The sequence below is a fragment of the Bartonella sp. DGB1 genome, assembly GCF_041345015.1.
Classification (GTDB): Bacteria; Pseudomonadota; Alphaproteobacteria; order Rhizobiales; family Rhizobiaceae; genus DGB1.
This window is the reverse complement of sequence record NZ_CP166769.1, coordinates 1342904-1362947: the sequence shown is the minus strand read 5'-3', so window position 1 is coordinate 1362947 and position 20044 is coordinate 1342904. Positions and strand designations below refer to the sequence as shown.

Sequence of the window (20044 nt, the reverse complement as noted above, 5' to 3'; positions counted from 1 at the left end):
TCCGATTTTCAATTCAATTTAATTTTTTTTTAAAAGTGAAATTGTAGGAAGCTCTTTGCCTTCAAGCCATTCTAAAAAGGCTCCTCCAGCTGTAGATACATAGGTAAAATCCTTAACTACATTTGCGTGTTTAAGGGCACTTAAAGTATCTCCGCCTCCGGCTACAGAAACTAATTTATTTTCTCTAGTTTGAGCCGCTACAAATTTACTTATTATAGTTGTCGCTTTATCAAATGGAGGCATTTCAAATGCTCCTAAGGGACCATTCCATAAAAGGCTTTTAGCATTTTCAATAACATCTTTTATTTTTTCGATCGATGCATCTCCAAGATCAAGAATCATGCCATCTTCTGCAATAGCATCTATTGCATAGGTTTGATGAGGAGAATTTTCTTTAAAATGCCAAGCAACAACGGCATCGATAGGTAAGATTAGGACACAATTATGTTGTTTTGCTAATTCTATAATTTGTCTTGCTTTAGTAATAGCATCGGGCTCTATTAAAGATTTTCCTACATTATATCCTTGAGCTAATAGAAAGTTATTAGCCATAGCACCACCGATAATTAAAGCATTAACTTTTTTTACAAGATTTTCTAGTAGGTCGATTTTTGTGGATACTTTCGCACCACCTACAATAGCTACGACTGGTGTTTGAGGTTTTTCTAAGCCTATTTCTAGTGCATTTAATTCTTTTTCTAAGGCTCTTCCGGCTACCATAGGTAAAAATTCTGCTATACCATATGTAGAAGCATGTTTTCTATGTGCTACTGACAGAGCATCTTGTACTATTAGATCACCTAAAGATGCTAATTTTTGAGCAAAATCTCGGTCGTTTTTCTGTTCTCCTGCATGAAAACGTAAATTTTCTAGTAAGATAATTTCACCATTATGTATATTTTTAACAGCCTCTACTACTTTTGCTCCAATAGAATCTTCTAGAAATTTTACTTTACTGTTCAATATTTGTTCTAAATAATGCCCTATTGGACGTAGCGATAAATTTTTATCAGCTTTTTCAGGTCGACCGAAATGGCTCATTAACACTATTTTAGCGTTATTTTTTTGTAACTCTTGTATAGTTTCTATAGAGCGATCAATTCTAATTGTATCAACAATTTGCCCATTTATTAATGGTACATTTAGATCTAATCTCACTAAAATAGTTTTACCATTGACATTTATATTATCTAAATTTTTAATTTTCATGTCTCACCTAGATTTTGATTAGGAAATAGTTTTAGCCACAGCAATAGTGGTATCCACCATACGGTTAGAAAAACCCCATTCATTATCATACCAGCTTAAGATACGGCACATAGTTTGGTCGATTACTTTAGTTTGATCTAAATGAAAGATTGATGATCTAGGGTCATGATTAAAATCACAAGATACTAAGCTTTCATCACAATATCCTAAGATATTCACTAGATCTCCTTCAGTAGCAGCTTGTTTTATCGCGTTATTAATTTCTTCTACTGTAGTTGGTTTTTTAGAAATGAATTTTAAATCTACAGCAGAAACATTAGGAGTAGGTACTCGCATAGATACACCATCTAGTTTTCCGGCCAATTCAGGTAATACTAAAGATACGGCTTTAGCAGCTCCAGTAGAAGTTGGTATTATAGATAAAGCAGCAGCTCTTGCGCGATAAAGGTCACGATGGTTCTTATCAAGCGTTGGTTGATCACCAGTGTAAGAATGGATAGTCGTCATAAAACCTTTTTCAATACCGACGGTGTCATTTAAGATTTTGGCTACAGGAGCTAGACAATTAGTAGTACAAGAGGCATTTGAGATAATATTATGTGATGCTTTTATATCTCGGTGATTTATACCATAAACGACGGTGATATCGGCTCCTTTTGATGGTGCTGATACAATTACTTTCTTAGCGCCGTTCTTTAAATGTATTGCAGCTTTTTCTGCATCAGTAAAAGCGCCAGTACATTCTAAAACAATATCTACTCCTAATTTTTTCCAGTCAATATTTTGTGGGTTTCGATCAGATAGTTTATGGATTTTATAAGATGCTACGATAAGACTATTATCTTGAATTTCTACATTAGCAGAAAATTTTCCATGTATGGAATCATGACGTAGTAAATGTGCATTAGTCTCTAGTGATCCAGAATCATTAATAGCTACTACTTGGATATCCGTTTGTTTTTGTTCTACGAGAGCTCGTAAAATAGTACGACCAATACGACCAAAACCGTTAATAGCAATACGAATTGTCATTAAATATCTCCGTTATTTACTGTTAATTTATTTTTTACTGCTAGGACTACTTTTTCAGCGGTAATACCAAAATGTTTATATAAGTCCTCAATAGGTGCTGATTCACCAAAATGGTTCATTCCGATGAAGATATCCTCATTATTAATAAAAGTATCCCATCCTTGTCTAATAGCAGCTTCTATAGCTACTTTAATAGGACTATCTCCAATTATTTGTTTCTTATAAGCAACGCTTTGTTGTTGGAAAAGTTCAAAACATGGAGTAGAAACTACACGAGTTGAGATCATTTGTTGCTCTAGAATATTTTGGGCTTCCAAAGCAATTTGTACTTCTGATCCAGTTGCAAAAATAGTTACTTGTGTTTTTTCCGCGAATTCAGAAGGAGATAATTCGTAAGCTCCAAGTGAGCAAAGATTTATTTCTTGATGTGTTTTTCTTACAGTTGGTAAATTTTGTCGGCTTAAAGCTAAGGTAGAAGGAGTGTTTTTATTGGTTAAAGCGGCTTGCCAACATTCTAATGTTTCTATAGCATCTGCGGGTCTGAATAATAGATGATTCGGTATAGCTCTAAGCGAGGCAAGGTGTTCAATCGGTTGATGGGTTGGACCATCTTCTCCTAAGCCTATGGAATCATGTGTCATTACATAAATTACCCTAATTGACATTAGTGATGATAGACGCATAGCAGGACGTACATAATCTGAAAAACATAAGAATGTGCCGCCATAAGGGATAAAGCCTCCATATAAAGCTAAGCCATTCATTATTGCGCCCATGGCATGTTCTCTTATACCATAGTGGATATATCTACCAGAAAAATCATCAGCATTGATAATATTTTGACAATCAGTCAATGTATTATTAGATCCAGTAAGATCTGCTGAGCCGCCAAGGGTTTCGGGTAATAATTTATTTATTATGGATAAAGCTTGTTCAGAGGCTTTACGTGTTGCTATATTAGGTGCAATTTTTACAAGTTCTTTTTTGTAAGCTAATATCTGCTCATTGAAATCTTTAGGGAGGTCTCTTTGTAGACGGCGTTGCAGTTCATTTTTTTGTTCTGTCGATAATTTAGCGAAATTTTCTTCCCAGATTAATTTTTCTTCTTGGAATTTTTTACTGGTATTTCTCCAGGCTTGTAAAATATCATCAGGTATTTTAAAAGCTTCATGTGGCCAATTTAGAGCTTTTCTTGTTTGCTCAATTTCCTTTGCTCCTAAGGGGGAGCCATGAATTTTATTAGTACCGCTTTTGCTAGGAGAACCAAAACCTATAGTAGTTTTACAAGCAATTAAAGTAGGTTTATCGGAAGTTTTTGCTGTAGCAATAGCGTTATAAATTTCTGTATGATTATGACCATCAATCGCTATTACATTCCAGCCACAAGCTTTAAATCTTGCTAACTGATCGGTGGAATCGGATAAAGAGATAGGGCCATCAATGGAAATATTATTATCATCCCAAAAAACAATTAATTTATTTAATTTTAAATGACCTGCAAATGAAATAGCTTCTTGACTGATACCTTCCATAAGGCAGCCATCGCCTACTAATACGTAGGTATTATGGTTGATTAATTGGTCTCCATAACGGGCATTCATTAATCTTTCTGCTAGGGCCATACCTACAGCATTACCTATTCCTTGTCCTAGCGGGCCTGTTGTTGTTTCAATACCAGCTGCATATCCATATTCTGGGTGACCAGCTGTTTTTGCTCCTAATTGACGAAATTTTTTTATTTCTTCAATTGTGATGTCTTCATAGCCAGTTAAATATAATAAGCTATATAATAACATGGATCCATGTCCGGCTGATAAGATAAATCTATCTCTATTAAGCCAATTAGGGTCTTCAGGTATATGACGAAAAAAATTATTGTAAAGAACAGTAGCTATATCCGCTGTGCCCATAGGCAATCCAGGATGACCTGAATTAGCTTTTTCTATGGCATCTATTGATAAAAAACGGATAGCATTTGCCATATTGTTTTCTAAAGTTTTATTTACCATGATAACGTAATATTTCTGTATTTAATAATTAAAAACATTTAATGTAAGTTACAATTAGGAGCTATTAACTATTATACATTAATAGTCAATATCTTATTATATTTAAATATCTAGCTTATTGCATATTTTAATTCTTTTAGCTACAATTTTACTTAATTATAGGGATATATTTTAATTTAACTAACATAATAAGGTACAACATGTCTATGGAAAGTTTAAATATTGATAAAGCAGTAGAAGAATTAGATATATCTATAAAACACTTAGAACATAAGCTTCAGATAAGTTTAGATAAGATAGAATTATCTGCAGATATATCTGAACAATTACAGCGATTGAATATAGATCGTAATAATTTAGCAAATGAATTAGATGAAAGTGCGGATAAAATAGAAAGATTATTAACAGCCAATAATGAAATATCGGTAAAATTGACAAAAATAATAGATAGTTTAAAAATGATTTTACAAGATAAACCATAAAATAATTAAGGAATAAAAATGGCTACGGTAACAGTGACAATTGACGGTAAAATTTACCGTATGGCTTGTGGCGAAGGGCAAGAAAAATATTTATGTATCTTGGCAGAGGAATTTGATAAAAAAATTGCGCAATTAAGAAGTGATATGGGGGAGATAGGCGATTTAAGATTGACTATAATAGCGGGGATAACTTTTATTGATGAATTATCAGAAACCAAAAAACAATTGCAAGAAATAACTGAGGCTTTTGAGAATTTAAAAAATAAGAAGTATGATTTGATCCAAATAAAATTGCAAGAAATGACGGAAAGAATAAGATCTCTATCAGAGAAACTAAATTTAAAATAATTTATAATGTTTCTTTATTCTGGATGTCATTAAGCCTAATGGTCCAACTGGTTTGTTGTTGAGTATCATACTCTTGAAAACCGGCTCTTTGGAACCCTCTTACAAAGCAATTATCAACATTCTCAATAATAAATTTTTCATCACTTATACACATTGGAATAGGACCATTCCATTGGCTGGTCTTATTTTTATTTTCTGCATATAAGTAATAAAATCGATTATCTAGAGGTTCTTCTATTATTGTTTTACATTCATTAGGATCTAAGCTCCACCATCCTTGAGATGTCCAGGTTTGGTCTTTTTTATAGCCTAAAGCAACACCAATTGTCATGCTACTGTCATTACAAATTCTTAATTTTGCCATAGCCGTAGGAGAATAAAAAAAACAGCATAATATGGTTAACAAAAGAATATCTTGCCAAATTTTCATATTTCTCACCTTCAGTAATTAACAATAACAATCCTAGCTACTATTTATTGTATATTATTATAGTCGCTATTATTACATGTTATTTAATTTAGCTCATATTATCTATAGTATTTTTAGTTATTTTGCACAGAATGTAACAATTCATTTATGATCATTTTGCTATATAAGAATATTTCAATAGTTGACCTGATATTTATATATCACTATTCTCCTATAATCATCAATAAATGATAATTATAGGGTTATAGTTATTATTTAGTACATATAATTATAGCTTTACTATACATATTTACTATTTTTAGTTTAATCTGCTTATATATAATGTTCTTAATTATTCTTTATAGAAATAATAATTATTTTGGCATTTGTTATAAAAGCATATTTCTGTAGTCGATAGGCTATATTATATATCACCATCTTTTATAATCAGAACCATAACAATTGAGAATTGCAGTTGTTATAGCACTTTTAGTTGTTATTTTTTAATTTAGCTATCATACTATCTATAGTGCTTTGAGTCATATCTTCACAGAATGTAATATCTGTATTTTTTTTATAATCATTTTGATCCAAAGGTAAATTTTCAGTAGTTGAAGGTGGCAATAGAGTATCACCAGTTTCTGGTATTACTTGGTTTTTTTGCGCTTCTTTGACTTCTCTATCGAGTTCTATTTGAGTAGTAAGACCAAGACCAACAGGATCGATTGCAGTTAAATTAGCACTATTCCAGTGGCTTCTATTTTTAATCTGTTCAATAGTCTTTTTTGTGGTTCCTATCAGACGGGATATCTGTGTTTCTGTTAATTCAGGGTGGTAACGTAATAACCATAAGATGGCATTAGGACGATCATGTCTACGAGATACAGGGGTATAACGTGCTACCTTTTTTTTAGGTGCAGGTATATGAATTTTTGATTCTTGCAGTTGTAAACGATAAGATGGATCTTTTTCACCTTTTTCAAGTTCTGCTCTAGTAAGTTGCCCCATATTTAGAGGATTAGTCCCCTTCATTTTATAAGCACTTTCACCATCTGCTATTGCTTGTACTTCTAGAATATGTAACCCACAAAAATCAGCAATTTGTTCAAAGGTTAACATAGTATTTTCAATAAGCCAAACAGCAGTTGCCTTTGGCATAAGCAGACGCGCACTCATAGATTTATCCTTATTTGTTTAAAGTTAGTAATGCCTTAGATGGTTAACTTATTTTATTTTCATGGAATTATACAACTAATTGTCCATTATAGAGTAATATTGTTTATTTATCAAGAATAACAAATATCAAAAATCAATTAATTTCTAGCATGATTTTACCTATATGGTTACCCCTTTCCATATATTGATGTGCTTCACTTGCTTCGTTAAGAGGAAATATCTTATCAATATATGGAATAATCTTTTTTTGTTTTATTAAGGGTAAAATTTTACTTTTTATCTGTTTGGTAATTAAATATTTAAATTCATTGCTATGATTTCTTAACGTAGAGCCTCTATGTTGGATTCTTTTAGTTAATAAAGTAGCTAGGTTAATTTGAGCTTTATTTCCATTTAAGAAGGCTATTTGCAATATTCTGGCGTCTAAGGCTGCAACTTGATAATTTTTACTAACATAATCACCGCCTACCATATCTAAGATTACATTTACCCCTATGCCATGGGTGTAATTTAATATTTCTTCTACAAAATTTTGTTCTTTGTAGTTAATAGCAAGATCAGCACCAAGTTGTGAACATATTTCGCATTTCTCCTTACTTCCTGCGGTTATTATAACTTTAGCTCCGAATATTTTAGCTAATTGTATTGCTATAGTTCCGATACCAGAGCTACCGCCATGGATTAATATTATTTCGCCTTTTTTTAATTTTCCTAACATGAATATATTATACCAATTAGTATATAATACTTCTGGTAGTGCAGCAGCTTGAAGGTAGGATAAATTTTCTGGTTTAGCTAGGCAACATGCTTCATTAGCAATAGTATAAGTAGCATATCCTCCCCCGGTTAATAGTGCCATAACCGCATCACCGATTTTATATTGACTTACTTGACTGCCAACATCAGCTATGATACCAGCCACTTCTAGCCCTAATATAGGTGAGGCGCCTATAGGTGGAGGATAATAACCCATTCGTTGTAAAATATCAGGTCTATTTATTCCCGCAGCATATGTTTTTATTAATATTTCTTTAGGTTTTAATGGTGGTAATTCTATTTCTGATATATGTAGTACATCAGGAGATCCATATTCTGTATATTTTATAGCTGATATTTTGCTTGGCTTTTTCATAATTCTGTAAATTAACTTTGAGATTAAACTTATATCTGTTAAATATATAGATAAATTTTATTGTTATTAGGTATAATATTATGTCACATAAGTTAAATAATAAGTCAATAGATGTTGCTGTTATTATGGGTAGTCAATCTGATTGGGAGGTTATGAAATATGCAGCTGAACAATTACAGCAGCTAGAAATAAGTTATCAGGCAAGAATAATATCTGCACATAGGACACCAGATAGATTATATGATTTTGCTAAAAATGCTTCTAAAAATGGTATTAAAATTATTATAGCTGGAGCTGGAGGAGCTGCGCATTTGCCTGGTATGGTAGCAGCAATTACTCCTTTACCAGTTTTAGGTGTACCAATGCAAACTAAAGCTTTATCTGGTAAAGATTCGTTATATTCTATAGTTCAGATGCCTGCAGGGGTTCCGGTGGCTACTTTAGCTATTGGAGTAGCCGGAGCTAAAAATGCAGCCTTATTAGCAGCTTCGATATTAGGGTTGAATGATGCTAACGTTGCTCAAAATTTAATTAAATATAGAGAAAATATGTCTGATTCAGTAAAATTATTTCCTGAGGATTAAGAAAGATGCACTTAAAACATATAGGGATTATAGGGGGTGGACAATTAGCACGCATGTTAGCTATGGCAGCTTTGCGTTTAGGCTGTAAAATAACTATAGTTGACCCCCAGGAAAATGCTCCTGCAAAAAATGTAGCCACTGAATATATTTGTGCTAATTATGATGATAGTCATGCTCTGGAAAAATTAGCAAAAAATTGTGATATAATTACTTATGAGTTTGAAAATGTAAGTGTTAAAGCTTTATCAAAAGTATCTTGTCCTATTTATCCATCTGTTCGGGCGTTGGAAATATCTCAAGATAGATATGTTGAAAAAAACTTTTTTAATAGTATAAATGTTAAAACCGCAGATTTTGTAGCAATTGATAGTTTGGAGCAGTTACAAAAAGCATTAATTAAATTTAATGGTGACGCTATTTTAAAAACAAGGCGTTTTGGTTATGATGGTCATGGGCAATATCGGTTCACTAAAGATGCTGTGGAAAATATCGCAGAATTATGGAGCAAGATACAAAATACCCCGTTAATTTTAGAAAAAATCATTCCCTTTAAAAAAGAAATATCAATCATAGCGGCAAGAAATTTATCAGGAGAGATTTCTTTATTCGATATTGCAGAAAATATTCACGAACATGGTATATTGAGAAAATCTAGTGTTCCTGCAAATATAGATGCTGATGTAGTGAAACTAGTAAATGAAATTGCAATAAAACTATTAACAAAATTAAATTATGTTGGAGTTTTAGCAATCGAGTTTTTTTTACTAGAAAATGGTGAATTGCTAGTAAATGAATTTGCTCCTAGAGTCCATAATTCTGGACATTGGACCGAGGCAGCTTGTTGTATATCGCAATTTGAGCAACATATAAGGGCAATTCTTGATTTACCTTTATTGGATCCTGGTAGACATAGTGATTGCGTAATGAAAAATATTTTAGGTGATGAGATAAATCATATTGCTAATATTTTTAAGCAACCAAATATATTTATTAATATATATGGTAAAGAAGAAATAAAGACGAAAAGAAAAATGGGACATTTTACCGAGCTTAAATCACGGTTAAGTTGAATATTAACTTGACAATCAGAGTATTTTTCTTTATTGATTGGGCTAATTTGGTAAATTAATTTTTTCCAGAGTTCTTGTTGTATTAGTTTTAACGTCGGTGATGAACATGAAAATAAAAAATTCTCTTAAAGCACTAAAAACCCGTCATAGGGATAACCGTTTAGTTCGTCGTAAAGGGCGTGTGTATATAATTAATAAGTCAGCCCCTAGATTTAAAGCGCGCCAAGGTTAAATTATTATATTATCAATTAGATTATAGTTTAGTTGATAATATAACAATATGCTTATGTTGTGGGTAATTATTTGTGTTATTTATTTTCCCAGCTAAGGCTGGGTTTTTTTTAATGATTTTATATTAAATATATTATACAATGTAATTGAGCACTCTGCCTTTCTTGACAGACATCTTGAACCCCAAGGACCTTAAGATCTCTATAGGGAACTGTCTCTGGTTTGACCCGTGGGTCTTACTATATGGTGCCCACCTAGCAATAGGTACTATAGGGGTCAAATTTTGTCATCGGTTATGGTGGATGCTCGTTAATTTAATATCTTATCATTAAGTTTTTGATTGTTTTATAATAAAGATTTGTTCAAAATTTAATGTAGGTTAGATATGCGTTTGCTATTTCTTGGAGATATTGTTGGAGAAGATAGCTGTAATGCTGTTTGTGAATTATTAAACAATTTAATCTTTGATTGTAAATTAGATTTTGTTATCGTCAATGGAGAAAATGCTGCTGATGGCTTTGGAATTACAGGTCATATAGCTGATAATTTATTTGATGCTGGAGTAGATGTAATAACTACTGGCAATCATTTTTTTGATAAACATTGTTTATCTCGTTATTTAATGCAAAATGATAAAATTTTACGTCCTGCTAATTATCCTGATACAACTTATGGTAAAGGGAGTGGTTTATATAGGGCAAGAAATGGAGCTAATGTTTTAGTAGCTAATTTAATGGGAAAAATCTATATGTATGGGCAATTAGATGATCCTTTTGCTAAAGCAGAAGAAATTATTAAAAATTGTCCTTTAGGACAATATGCTGATGCTATTATAGTGGATTTTCACGCAGAAGCTACTAGTGAGAAACAATGTTTAGGGCATTATTTGGATGGTCGTATATCTTTATTAGTTGGTACACATACTCACGTTCCTACTGCTGATTATAAAATTATGCCAGCAGGAACAGGATATATTAGTGATCTAGGTATGTGTGGTAACTATGATTCTTCTTTAGGGTTAGACAAGCAGGAGCCCTTAAATAAGTTTTTGGGTAAAAATACTAAGAAATTTGAAGTAGCAATAGGGGAAATAACGATTTGTGGTATTGGTGTAGATATATCTGATTCTAGTGGGTTGGTTGAAAAAATAGAGCCAATTATTATTGGAGGCGCATTAGCACCAAGGTTCCCCTCTTTTTGGAAATAGATATTGTGAATAAATTTATTTTAAGAAAAGAAATATTAAAAAAACGTGATTCTATAGATTCATCTTATAAAAAATTTGCTGCACAAAAATTAGTAGATGTAGGTAAGAGTAATATTTTAAATTCCTTAAAATTATCTTCAAATCCTATGGTGGGTGGTTATTTTCCAATTAAATCTGAAATTGATGTACTACCTTTAATGAAATCTTTATCAGCCGTTGGTGTTTCAATTGCTTTGCCTGTTATGCAAGATAATCTACAAATGTCTTTTTCTCCATATAAATTAGGAGATCAATTAATTAAAGATAAAATGGGGGTTTTAGCTCCAGCCGTACAAAATCATATCAAAAGATTAGATCTATTATTGGTTCCGTTAGTCTCTTTTGACTTATTTGGTGGAAGATTAGGTTATGGTAAAGGTTGTTATGATAGATATTTAGCCAATTTTAGTAAAGAGAATCGTCCTTATTGCGTTGGGGTAGGCTATGATTGTCAGCAATTACCTAAAATAGAATTAGAGCAATATGATATTTTAATGGATGCTATTTTAACTGAAAGTAATTATATTATTGTTAATAAGAATAGTTAGCATAATAGCCGATTATAAAAATTTTTTTTTTGTAGTTTAACATATAAAATAAATTATGTTGAAAGAAATTATTATTAGCTAACTTAATTTAGTAACAAGCTCACTTTAAGGAGTTTCTCTTGTTACAATATAATATAAATAAAAATCCATAGTTAGAAATTAGCTTGTTGTAAGTATATTATGATTATTAATGAGACTATCTTAATAGAGGTAAAGTTAATAACATAATTATAATTAGATCTAGAGAGGGGATTTATCTATAAGTTACTTGTTGTAGATCTGGTAAATTTTTGATTACAGATAGTTTGTGCCTTGAAAATTAAATAGTTTAAAGGTAAATTACACATCAATTAGACTACTCATATATCTAAATTTTTTGCAGGATAGCTTGGTATATATGATATTTTAACCGAAAGTAGTTATATAATTTTTGATGATAATTAAAGGAATTACCTATGGCTGGACATTCACAATTTAAAAATATTATGCACCGTAAAGGTAGACAAGATGCTGTTAAGTCAAAAATATTCTCTAAATTAGGTAGAGAAATCACTGTCGCTGCAAAACATGGATTACCTGATCCTGCTATGAATCCAAGATTGCGTCTCGCTATTATGAATGCTAGATCTCAGTCAATGCCTAAAGATAATATTGAGAGAGCTATTAAAAGAGCTTCTAATAATGATTCAGGAAATTATGAAGAAATACGTTACGAAGGATATGCGCCTGGTGGAGTAGCGGTAATTGTAGAAGCTTTAACCGATAATCGTAACCGTACAGCTTCCAATGTAAGAGCCGCTTTCACTAAATCAGGTGGTTCTTTAGGGGAAACCGGGTCTGTTGCATTTATGTTTAATCGCGTAGGTGAAATTATATATAATAAAGATGTCGCTACTGTAGAAGAAATGATGGATATTGCGATAGAATTGGGCGCTGAAGATGTTTCTTTTGAAGATGAAAAACATATCATTTACTGTGTATTTGAAGATATAAGCGATATTTCTAAAGCTTTGGAAGTAAAATTTGGCGGTGCAGAATCATTGAAAATTATCTGGAAACCAGTCACAACTACTCCAGTAGATGAAGAAAAAGCTACATCTATATTAAAATTAATAAATACATTAGAAGAAGATGACGATGTCCAAAATGTTTACGCTAATTTTGAAATAAGTGATGAGATATTGGAAAAATTATCTAAATAATAGCAATTATTGTAATATTTATTAATTGTTTGTGCTTATATGATTCTGTTAACGCGAGATAGCTATAGTAGTCGCATTTTGTTATATAATTTATGCTTACGCAAATAGCTTGTTGTTATAATAATGTTATTTGATTAGCTTATATGTATTATTATAAGCTAATCAATTAGCTCCACAAATTTGCTATTATGGAGTAGCTATAACAATGGTAATTTTATCATTAGATATCAATATTAGTTACTATAACAATTTTAGATGAAATGCATGTTTAGATGAAATGCATGGAGCGATGCTAAAATAAGATAAAGAAATAACACTAAGAAAATTATATATTGTCTTAGTGTTATTTTAATATGAAATAGTTTCAGATATCAGTGGTAAGATTAAGTTGATCTATTATAGACTTAGATTACCAAAACGATTTTTAAATTTAGATACACGACCGCCACGATCTAGAAGCGTTTGTGAGCCACCAGTCCATGCTGGATGTGATTTAGGATCTATATCTAGGTTAAGGACGTCGCCCTCTTTGCCCCAAGTAGAGCGGGTTAGATATTCAGTTCCGTCAGTCATGACCACTTTAATAGTGTGATAATCTGGATGAATGTTAGTTTTCATGAGATTTTCCTAGATTTATACATTAGCAATTATTGCTTTATGGATTTAACATGATTAGAATGTATTTTCAAGTTATATATAATATCCTTCACCAGATAACAAGAGAATTTTATATGCGGCAGCTTTTTACATCAGTTAAATTTCGTCAATTTATTAGTAGATATGTTTTTATCCACAAAGGTTTATTAGTTGGAGCTATATTGTTTCTAATTTTAGCAGCTGGTTTAACTTTATTATTACCTATGGGCGTTCGTTACGCTATGGATCATATTTTTTCGTTGTCGAAAGATCAGATAATTAATTATTTCTTTTTATTTATGTTTTTTATTTTTTTATGGGCGCTTACTTCGTCTATGCGCGCCTATTTTGTTGGGGCCTTAGGAGAGGCTGTTGTTTTTTCATTGCAAAAAAATCTCTTTAAAAATCTTATTAGTTTGCCTATTGCTTATTTTGATAAACAGCATTCAGGTGATATGGTTTCTTTGATATCCTCAGATAGTGCTCTGATCAAATCTCATATTGCTATTCGTTTTTCGATAATCTTTCGTAATATTATTATGGGTATGGGCGCTTTTATAATGATGTTTATAAGTAACTTTAAATTAGCTTTAATTGTGTCTGTTTGTATACCTATAATTTTAGCTGTTATTATTAGCGTTGGTCGGTTAGTAAGTAAAAAATCTAAGCAAGTACAAGATCATTTAGCTAAAATGAATATATATGCTAGTGAAACTTTATCTGCTATTCGTACAGTTAAATCCTTTACGGCAGAAGCTTATACCCTAAAATATTTTGCTAATTTAGTAAATGTTGTTTTTGCTAAATCTAAGTCAGCTATTTGGATGCGTTCAATCTTATTTGGTGTTATTTTATTTGTTGTATTTATGAGTATTTTAGCTACTTTATGGTTTGGCGCTTTAGATGTTATTAATAATAAAATGACAGCAGGCGAATTTAGCCAATTTGTAATGTATGCTTTGTTAGCTGGTAGTGCTGCGACTCAATTATCTGGTACTGGAACTGCATTATTAGAATTAATTGGGGCTGTAGAGAGAATATGGATTATTATGTCTTATCAACAATTAGAGTCAGTGGTGAATAATGTTGTAACTTCTACGGAGGTTCAGGGTAGTGTCACGTTTGAGAATATTTCTTTCTCTTATCCAATAAGACCAGATGAGGAGATATTAAGTAATTTAAATTTTAAGGTGCAGGCAGGGGAGACAATTGCTTTTGTAGGCGCATCAGGGGCAGGTAAATCTACTATTTTTGCTTTATTGCAACAATTTTATTCTCCTACAAAAGGTAGAATATTTTTTGATCAACAGCAATTAGGTGAACATAATTTGACTTGGTCACGATCACAATTATCAGTTGTATCGCAAAATGTTGATATTTTTTCTGGTACGATAGCAGAAAATATCAGTTTTGGTTTAGAGGATATATCAATGGAGGAAATAGAAAAAGCCTCTAAATTATCTTATGCAGCGGAATTTATTGAAAAATTACCAAATAAATATGATGAACAAATAGGTGAAAGAGGATTGTCTTTATCTGGTGGTCAAAGACAAAGGATAGCGATAGCAAGAGCCTTATTGCGTAATAAACCTATCTTATTATTAGATGAAGCTACTTCAGCGTTAGATGCGGCTAGCGAAGAATTAATTCAATGTGCTTTGGAGAATTTACGAAAAGATCGTACTACTTTTGTGATAGCACATAGATTATCAACAGTAGTAAATGCAGATAGAATCTTTGTGCTAGAGGAGGGTAAAATTTTAGAAGAGGGAACACATAAAGATCTAATTGCAAGAAAAGGATTATATGCTAACTTAGTTAAGTTACAATTCCCTCAATAGAAAATAATTTAATATTATTTTCTATTGTTAAGACCATAATTTTAATAAAGCTTTATGAATATATTCATTGCCGGCTACTAGAGAATTATTAAATAGCACATCTAATCTATTGCTGCGGTCGGTTACAAATCCACCCGCCTCACGAACCATTAATAATCCTGCAGCAATATCCCAAGGTTTTAGGTTGTTTTCCCAATATCCATCAAGTTTACCGGCAGCTACATAAGCAAGATTAAGTGATGCGGCACCTAAATGTCTAATGCTAGCTACTTCTGTCATTAGATTTTTTAGTTCTGAAATATATTGTCCATGATTCGGATGAGCTATAGAAGGTATACCAGTAGCTACAATCGAATCAACTAGAAGCCTACGATTAGCTACGCGTATTCTTCTATCATTGAGAAAAACCCCGCCACCTTTTTCTGCTGTGAATAATTCATCTAGAACAGGGTTATAGATTACAGCGGCTACAATTTGTCCTTGTCGCTCTAATGCTATCGAAATAGCAAAGAAAGGTAGTCCGTGCAGGAAATTAGTTGTACCATCTAGCGGATCAACAATCCAGCGATGTTGTTTGTCTTTACCCGGTATCTCGCCGCGTTCTTCCATAATAAACCCATAATCAGGGCGCGCATATTGTAGTTCTTCAAATATTATTTGCTCAGCTTTTTTATCGGCGTGAGTTACATAGTCTCCAGGGCCTTTTAAGGAGACTTGTAGTTTTTCAATTTCGTTAAAATATCTATTTAAGGCTTTACCTGCTTTTAAAGCAGCTTGAACCATGACATTTAATAAAGCAGAACGGGACATAAAACACCTTGTTAGTTATATTAATCGGCACGACGTAAATAAGTTATTTCATTGGTGTCTATTAGTATTTTTTCTCCGGCTTCAATGAAGGGTGGTACCATGACGCGAATTTTATTTTCTAAGATAGCTGGTTTATATGAAGAAGCTGCTGTTTGACCTTTGACTACTGGATCTGCTTCAATAACAGTCAATATTACTTGATCAGGGAGAGATATACCTATAGGTTTTTCTTGGTAAAATTCTACAGTAACTTTCATATTTTCTTGTAAAAATGCAACACGTTCACCTATAAAATCAGCTTGTAATTCTAATTGTTCATAAGTTTCAGAATCCATAAAAATTATAGAAGATTCTTGAGTATATAAATATATAAAATCTTTTTGTTCAAGTCTTACTTTTTCAACTGTTTCAGCAGAACGGAAACGTTCATTTAATTTAGTACCATTGATTAGATTTTTAAGTTCTACTTGATTATATGCACCACCTTTACCAGGTTTTACAGAGTTAGTTTTTACTGCTACCCATAAACCGCCGTTGTGCTCTATTACATTGCCAGGTTTTATTTCGTTACCGTTAATTTTCATTTTGCGTCCGTTATTCAAATTGATTATTTTGGATTATGTTTAATAACATAATTTATTTTAAATTAATATATATCTTTATAATTTTGTAAGAATTTTTGACATACTTCTATTATTGATTCAATAGGATTATCAAAAAGCATATTTTCTATAGCGATAAAATCAGCGCCAGTTTTTGCAGCTGCTGCTAACGAATCTGGATGGTTACCAGCTTGAATAACACAAGGTATTTCTATTAATTCTGCCCACCATTCACTTAAGGCTATATTTCTAGCATGTGCTTTAGGTTTATTATCATGATTTAATTTACCAAAAAATATAAAATCAGGTTGTTTTTCACCCCATTCTAAAGATTGGTGACGGCTCGTCATATTACCTATACCGATAATATTTTTATCTTTTTGTTTCAATATTTCATATTGGTCAAGATTTTTTTCTAGGTAAATACCATCAGCAGATGTTCTGCCTGCAACACGAGTGTGATCCGCGACGAGAGCCGCTGTATTAAATGATTGAATTAATGGAATTAAATCAGTAATATTTTTTTGGAAAGATATTTCATCGTTAGTTTCTGTGTATAAAATTACACTGGTAAAGGGTAATTTGGTTAATAAATAAGGTAGAATCTCATTTTTTTTCTTAATATCACTATTGATTGTTAAAATAAAAGGGGAGAAAATACTTGAATCTGCGCTAACTTTGTACATAAATAACCTAATAATTATAAATTTCGTTGTTAAGATAAATTATAGATAGTATAAAGTAATTCAATGGTAAAAAAAAATAAAAATTTAGTAGGGTTTGATCAGTTACCCCAGCATATTTTGTCTGTTGTTCATGAATCTTTCTCACGTGAGTTTCCCTCATTATATAATCAAACAATGACAATTATGGCAGAACTACATTCTACTGCTAATCAAAGTAAATATAATTTACCAGATAAGCAAATGACGCAATTTATGCATATGGTTTGTTGGATATTATTGTATAGATCACTATTAGAGGGAGAAATATCCTATCAACAAATGCAAAGTGAGCGAGATAAAATAATGTTAAAACCTCTAATAGCAACAGAAGAGGATAAACAACAATGGAGCTCAATGGCTTTAAGTATAGAAGAGCTTTTTAAAAAAATATGGAGATTTCATAAACAGTTAATAGAGGCAGAGCAACAAATGGAGACTACCGAGAATCCAGTAGCAAAGCAACTAGACAAATTAAAAGAATCATTGCGGAAGTAATAAGATGCGAATATTAGGGATAGATCCAGGTTTACGTAACCTAGGATGGGGCGTGATAGAATCCGTAGCTAATAAATTAAATTATGTTGCTTGTGGTACTATCAAGACTGATCCTGAAGAAAATTTGGCTAATCGTCTCGCATATTTGTATGACAATTTAATTAATTTGTTAGATAAATTTCAACCTGAGGAAGTGTCAGTAGAATATGTTTTTGTAAATAAAGATGCGCAAGCAACCCTAAAATTAGGGCAAGCTAGAGGGATTTGTTTATTAGCACCAGCACAAAGAGGATTGATAATAGCTGAATATGCACCTAATCAGATAAAAAAAACTATTTTAGGTGTAGGGCATGCGGGTAAAGAACAGATACGTTATATGATAAAACATTTATTGCCTAAGGCTGAATTAGGTAATAATGATTCTTCAGACGCTCTAGCTATTGCACTTTGTCATTTTTATCACTTACAATCAGAAAGAGCTTATAAAATAAGAGAACTTATATCATGATTGGAAAATTAACAGGTACCATTGACGTTATATATGATGATTATATTATCTTAGATGTGGCAGGCGTAGGTTATCGAATTTTTTGCTCTAACAAAAGTTTATCCTCATTAGAAGCAAAATCTAAATATAGCTTTTTTATTGAAACTTATATCAGAGAAGATATAATAAGATTATATGGATTTAAAACAAAGTTAGAACAAGATTGGTTTGTCATATTACAAAGTATACCAGGTGTAGGAGCTAAAGTTTCTTTAGCTATTTTGGGCGTATTTGATCCTAATGAATTGGTGAAAATTATTCTTGATAATAATGTTTCTTTTCTTTGTCGCGTTAATGGTATTGGTAAAAAAGTAGCAGAACGTATTATAAATGAATTAAAGCATAAAAAATTTTCTGGTATTTCTAATAATATTGGTCAGCCTATGGTTAATAATAACATTATGGAAGCTATTTCTGCACTAGAGAATTTAGGATATAATAAAACTAATGCTCAAGAAGCTGTAACAAGAGCACAGGAAAAAATTGGTAAAAATGTAGAAACTACAGAATTAATCAAACTATCTTTAAAAGAAATAACTATTAAAGGATAATATGAAAAATCACAATGATAGACTTATGGCTCCGGTTGCGCAAGCTTTTGAAATGGAAACCAATTATTCTTCAGCCTTAAGACCTTCTAGATTAATAGATTTTGTAGGGCAAGAAGGTGCTAGGGAAAATTTAAAGGTTTTTATAGAAGCTGCTAAAACTAGAAATAAAGCTTTGGATCATGTGTTATTAGTTGGCCCTCCTGGATTAGGCAAAACTACTCTAGCTTCTATTGTAGCGCAAGAATTAGGAGTTAACTTTAAATCTACTTCTGGACCAGTAATCGCTAAAGCTGGTGATTTAGCCGCTTTGTTAACTAATCTAGAAAATGGTGATGTTTTATTTATAGATGAAATTCATCGGCTGAGTCCTGCCGTAGAGGAAATTTTATATCCTGCTATGGAAGATTATCAATTAGATTTAATAATAGGAGAAGGTCCTGCGGCTAGGTCAGTAAAAATTGATCTGGCTAATTTTACTTTGATAGCTGCTACTACTAGAATAGGCTTATTATCTACGCCTTTAAGGGATAGATTTGGTATTCCTATCAGGCTTAATTTTTATACGATAAAAGAGTTAGAGCATATTACCACGACTAAAGCAAGGTTGATGGATATGTTTATTGATGAAGCTGGTGCTCATGAAATAGCTCGTAGATCAAGAGGAACACCAAGAATAGCCGGTCGTTTGTTGAGACGTGTATGTGATTTTGCTCTGGTTAAAAATTTTGGTAAAATCACACAAAAAATTGCTAGTGAAGCATTAGATAAATTAGAAGTAGATAAAGCCGGTTTAGATGTATTAGATTGTCGTTATTTAAAATTATTAGCTTTAAATTTTAATAATCGACCAGTAGGTATAGAAACTATAGCAGCGGCCTTATCAGAGCCCCGCGATGCTATAGAGGATATAATAGAGCCTTATTTGTTACAATTAGGATTTTTACAACGTACGGTAAGAGGAAGAATTCTAACTAAAGCAGCTTGGCAACATTTAGGATTAATAGAACCAGAAACACAAAATGATCTTTTTCAAGAAAATGCTAAAGCTAATAGCTAATGTAAATAGCATAGAAATTTAGCTCTTGTTTTTTGAGTTGAGAAATTATAACTTATAATTATGTATGATTTAAGACTTTATTATTAACTATTTCATTATAAA

The 20044-nt window shown here is 31.8% G+C and carries 23 protein-coding genes; 13 read left to right on the top strand and 10 right to left on the bottom strand.

All coding sequences use genetic code 11. The features are described from left to right. Nucleotides 1-18 precede the first annotated feature (18 nt). From pgk to tkt, 3 genes are read right to left on the bottom strand one after another with little or no spacing between them, the layout of a single operon-like run. On the bottom strand, nucleotides 19-1209 hold the full coding sequence (gene pgk, locus AB6T46_RS06790) for a phosphoglycerate kinase (RefSeq protein WP_370931382.1): 1191 nt from the start codon (nucleotides 1207-1209) through the stop codon (nucleotides 19-21). Between the two features lie 18 nt (nucleotides 1210-1227). Then, on the bottom strand, nucleotides 1228-2241 hold the full coding sequence (gap, locus tag AB6T46_RS06785; protein ID WP_370931381.1) for a type I glyceraldehyde-3-phosphate dehydrogenase: 1014 nt from the start codon (nucleotides 2239-2241) through the stop codon (nucleotides 1228-1230). Next, nucleotides 2241-4250 (bottom strand): transketolase, encoded by a 2010-nt coding sequence (gene tkt / locus AB6T46_RS06780; RefSeq protein WP_370931380.1) that lies wholly within the window; start codon nucleotides 4248-4250, stop codon nucleotides 2241-2243. The genes gap and tkt overlap by 1 nt, the downstream gene beginning before the upstream one ends. Before the next feature lie 206 nt (nucleotides 4251-4456). Here tkt and AB6T46_RS06775 point away from each other — a divergent pair, with 206 nt between their 5' ends. Together AB6T46_RS06775 and AB6T46_RS06770 are read left to right on the top strand one after the other, a co-directional pair. Continuing rightward, the gene (locus AB6T46_RS06775; RefSeq protein WP_370931379.1) at nucleotides 4457-4732 is read left to right on the top strand and encodes a DUF4164 family protein; all 276 of its coding nucleotides are present in this window, start codon (nucleotides 4457-4459) and stop codon (nucleotides 4730-4732) included. A gap of 18 nt (nucleotides 4733-4750) precedes the next feature. Beyond that, nucleotides 4751-5080 (top strand): cell division protein ZapA, encoded by a 330-nt coding sequence (locus AB6T46_RS06770; protein ID WP_370931378.1) that lies wholly within the window; start codon nucleotides 4751-4753, stop codon nucleotides 5078-5080. Between the two features lies 1 nt (nucleotide 5081). Here the strand turns inward: AB6T46_RS06770 and AB6T46_RS06765 are convergent, their stop codons facing one another. The 3 genes from AB6T46_RS06765 to AB6T46_RS06755 form a co-directional block, all read right to left on the bottom strand. Beyond that, complete coding sequence (locus AB6T46_RS06765) at nucleotides 5082-5510, bottom strand: DUF1036 domain-containing protein (RefSeq protein ID WP_370931377.1); 429 nt, start codon at nucleotides 5508-5510, stop codon at nucleotides 5082-5084. Nucleotides 5511-5978: 468 nt separating this feature from the next. Continuing rightward, nucleotides 5979-6665 (bottom strand): DUF1013 domain-containing protein, encoded by a 687-nt coding sequence (locus tag AB6T46_RS06760; RefSeq protein WP_370931376.1) that lies wholly within the window; start codon nucleotides 6663-6665, stop codon nucleotides 5979-5981. A 133-nt stretch (nucleotides 6666-6798) separates the two neighbouring features. Continuing rightward, entirely contained in the window at nucleotides 6799-7797 is a 999-nt protein-coding gene (locus AB6T46_RS06755) for an NAD(P)H-quinone oxidoreductase (protein ID WP_370931375.1), read from the bottom strand. Between the two features lie 80 nt (nucleotides 7798-7877). On the opposite strand from AB6T46_RS06755, the gene purE reads away from it, so the two are divergent. The 6 genes from purE (at nucleotide 7878) to AB6T46_RS06725 (ending at nucleotide 12678) form a co-directional block, all read left to right on the top strand. Beyond that, nucleotides 7878-8381 (top strand): 5-(carboxyamino)imidazole ribonucleotide mutase, encoded by a 504-nt coding sequence (gene purE, locus AB6T46_RS06750; protein WP_370931374.1) that lies wholly within the window; start codon nucleotides 7878-7880, stop codon nucleotides 8379-8381. A 5-nt stretch (nucleotides 8382-8386) separates the two neighbouring features. Beyond that, a complete protein-coding gene (locus AB6T46_RS06745; protein WP_370931373.1) occupies nucleotides 8387-9451 on the top strand; it encodes a 5-(carboxyamino)imidazole ribonucleotide synthase in 1065 nt (354 codons plus the stop codon). A gap of 106 nt (nucleotides 9452-9557) precedes the next feature. Continuing rightward, nucleotides 9558-9683 (top strand): type B 50S ribosomal protein L36, encoded by a 126-nt coding sequence (gene ykgO, locus AB6T46_RS06740; protein ID WP_370931372.1) that lies wholly within the window; start codon nucleotides 9558-9560, stop codon nucleotides 9681-9683. A gap of 384 nt (nucleotides 9684-10067) precedes the next feature. Continuing rightward, complete coding sequence (locus AB6T46_RS06735) at nucleotides 10068-10889, top strand: TIGR00282 family metallophosphoesterase (RefSeq protein ID WP_370931371.1); 822 nt, start codon at nucleotides 10068-10070, stop codon at nucleotides 10887-10889. A gap of 5 nt (nucleotides 10890-10894) precedes the next feature. Further along, on the top strand, nucleotides 10895-11476 hold the full coding sequence (locus AB6T46_RS06730; RefSeq protein WP_370931370.1) for a 5-formyltetrahydrofolate cyclo-ligase: 582 nt from the start codon (nucleotides 10895-10897) through the stop codon (nucleotides 11474-11476). 455 nt (nucleotides 11477-11931) lie between these two features. Further along, the gene (locus AB6T46_RS06725) at nucleotides 11932-12678 is read left to right on the top strand and encodes a YebC/PmpR family DNA-binding transcriptional regulator (RefSeq protein ID WP_370931369.1); all 747 of its coding nucleotides are present in this window, start codon (nucleotides 11932-11934) and stop codon (nucleotides 12676-12678) included. A gap of 396 nt (nucleotides 12679-13074) precedes the next feature. On the opposite strand, the gene rpmE is transcribed toward AB6T46_RS06725, so the two are convergent. Beyond that, the gene (gene rpmE, locus AB6T46_RS06720) at nucleotides 13075-13296 is read right to left on the bottom strand and encodes a 50S ribosomal protein L31 (RefSeq protein WP_370931368.1); all 222 of its coding nucleotides are present in this window, start codon (nucleotides 13294-13296) and stop codon (nucleotides 13075-13077) included. A 113-nt stretch (nucleotides 13297-13409) separates the two neighbouring features. On the opposite strand from rpmE, the gene AB6T46_RS06715 reads away from it, so the two are divergent. After that, a complete protein-coding gene (locus AB6T46_RS06715) occupies nucleotides 13410-15155 on the top strand; it encodes an ABC transporter ATP-binding protein (protein ID WP_370931367.1) in 1746 nt (581 codons plus the stop codon). A 27-nt stretch (nucleotides 15156-15182) separates the two neighbouring features. On the opposite strand, the gene AB6T46_RS06710 is transcribed toward AB6T46_RS06715, so the two are convergent. The 3 genes from AB6T46_RS06710 to AB6T46_RS06700 form a co-directional block, all read right to left on the bottom strand. Continuing rightward, nucleotides 15183-15965, bottom strand: a complete 783-nt coding sequence (locus AB6T46_RS06710; protein ID WP_370931366.1) for an inositol monophosphatase family protein — start codon at nucleotides 15963-15965, stop codon at nucleotides 15183-15185. Between the two features lie 20 nt (nucleotides 15966-15985). Continuing rightward, nucleotides 15986-16549: an elongation factor P gene (gene efp, locus AB6T46_RS06705; protein WP_370931365.1), complete on the bottom strand. Its 564-nt coding sequence runs from the start codon at nucleotides 16547-16549 to the stop codon at nucleotides 15986-15988. A gap of 62 nt (nucleotides 16550-16611) precedes the next feature. Continuing rightward, the gene (locus AB6T46_RS06700; RefSeq protein WP_370931364.1) at nucleotides 16612-17253 is read right to left on the bottom strand and encodes a thiamine phosphate synthase; all 642 of its coding nucleotides are present in this window, start codon (nucleotides 17251-17253) and stop codon (nucleotides 16612-16614) included. A gap of 63 nt (nucleotides 17254-17316) precedes the next feature. Here AB6T46_RS06700 and AB6T46_RS06695 point away from each other — a divergent pair, with 63 nt between their 5' ends. The 4 genes from AB6T46_RS06695 to ruvB are packed head-to-tail and all read left to right on the top strand — an operon-like array spanning nucleotide 17317 to nucleotide 19942. Beyond that, the gene (locus tag AB6T46_RS06695; protein WP_370931363.1) at nucleotides 17317-17787 is read left to right on the top strand and encodes a DUF1465 family protein; all 471 of its coding nucleotides are present in this window, start codon (nucleotides 17317-17319) and stop codon (nucleotides 17785-17787) included. Nucleotides 17788-17791: 4 nt separating this feature from the next. Next, complete coding sequence (ruvC, locus tag AB6T46_RS06690) at nucleotides 17792-18295, top strand: crossover junction endodeoxyribonuclease RuvC (protein ID WP_370931362.1); 504 nt, start codon at nucleotides 17792-17794, stop codon at nucleotides 18293-18295. Continuing rightward, nucleotides 18292-18885 (top strand): Holliday junction branch migration protein RuvA, encoded by a 594-nt coding sequence (gene ruvA / locus AB6T46_RS06685; protein WP_370931361.1) that lies wholly within the window; start codon nucleotides 18292-18294, stop codon nucleotides 18883-18885. The genes ruvC and ruvA overlap by 4 nt, the downstream gene beginning before the upstream one ends. Before the next feature lie 25 nt (nucleotides 18886-18910). Then, on the top strand, nucleotides 18911-19942 hold the full coding sequence (ruvB, locus tag AB6T46_RS06680) for a Holliday junction branch migration DNA helicase RuvB (protein ID WP_370932061.1): 1032 nt from the start codon (nucleotides 18911-18913) through the stop codon (nucleotides 19940-19942). Nucleotides 19943-20044 lie beyond the last annotated feature (102 nt).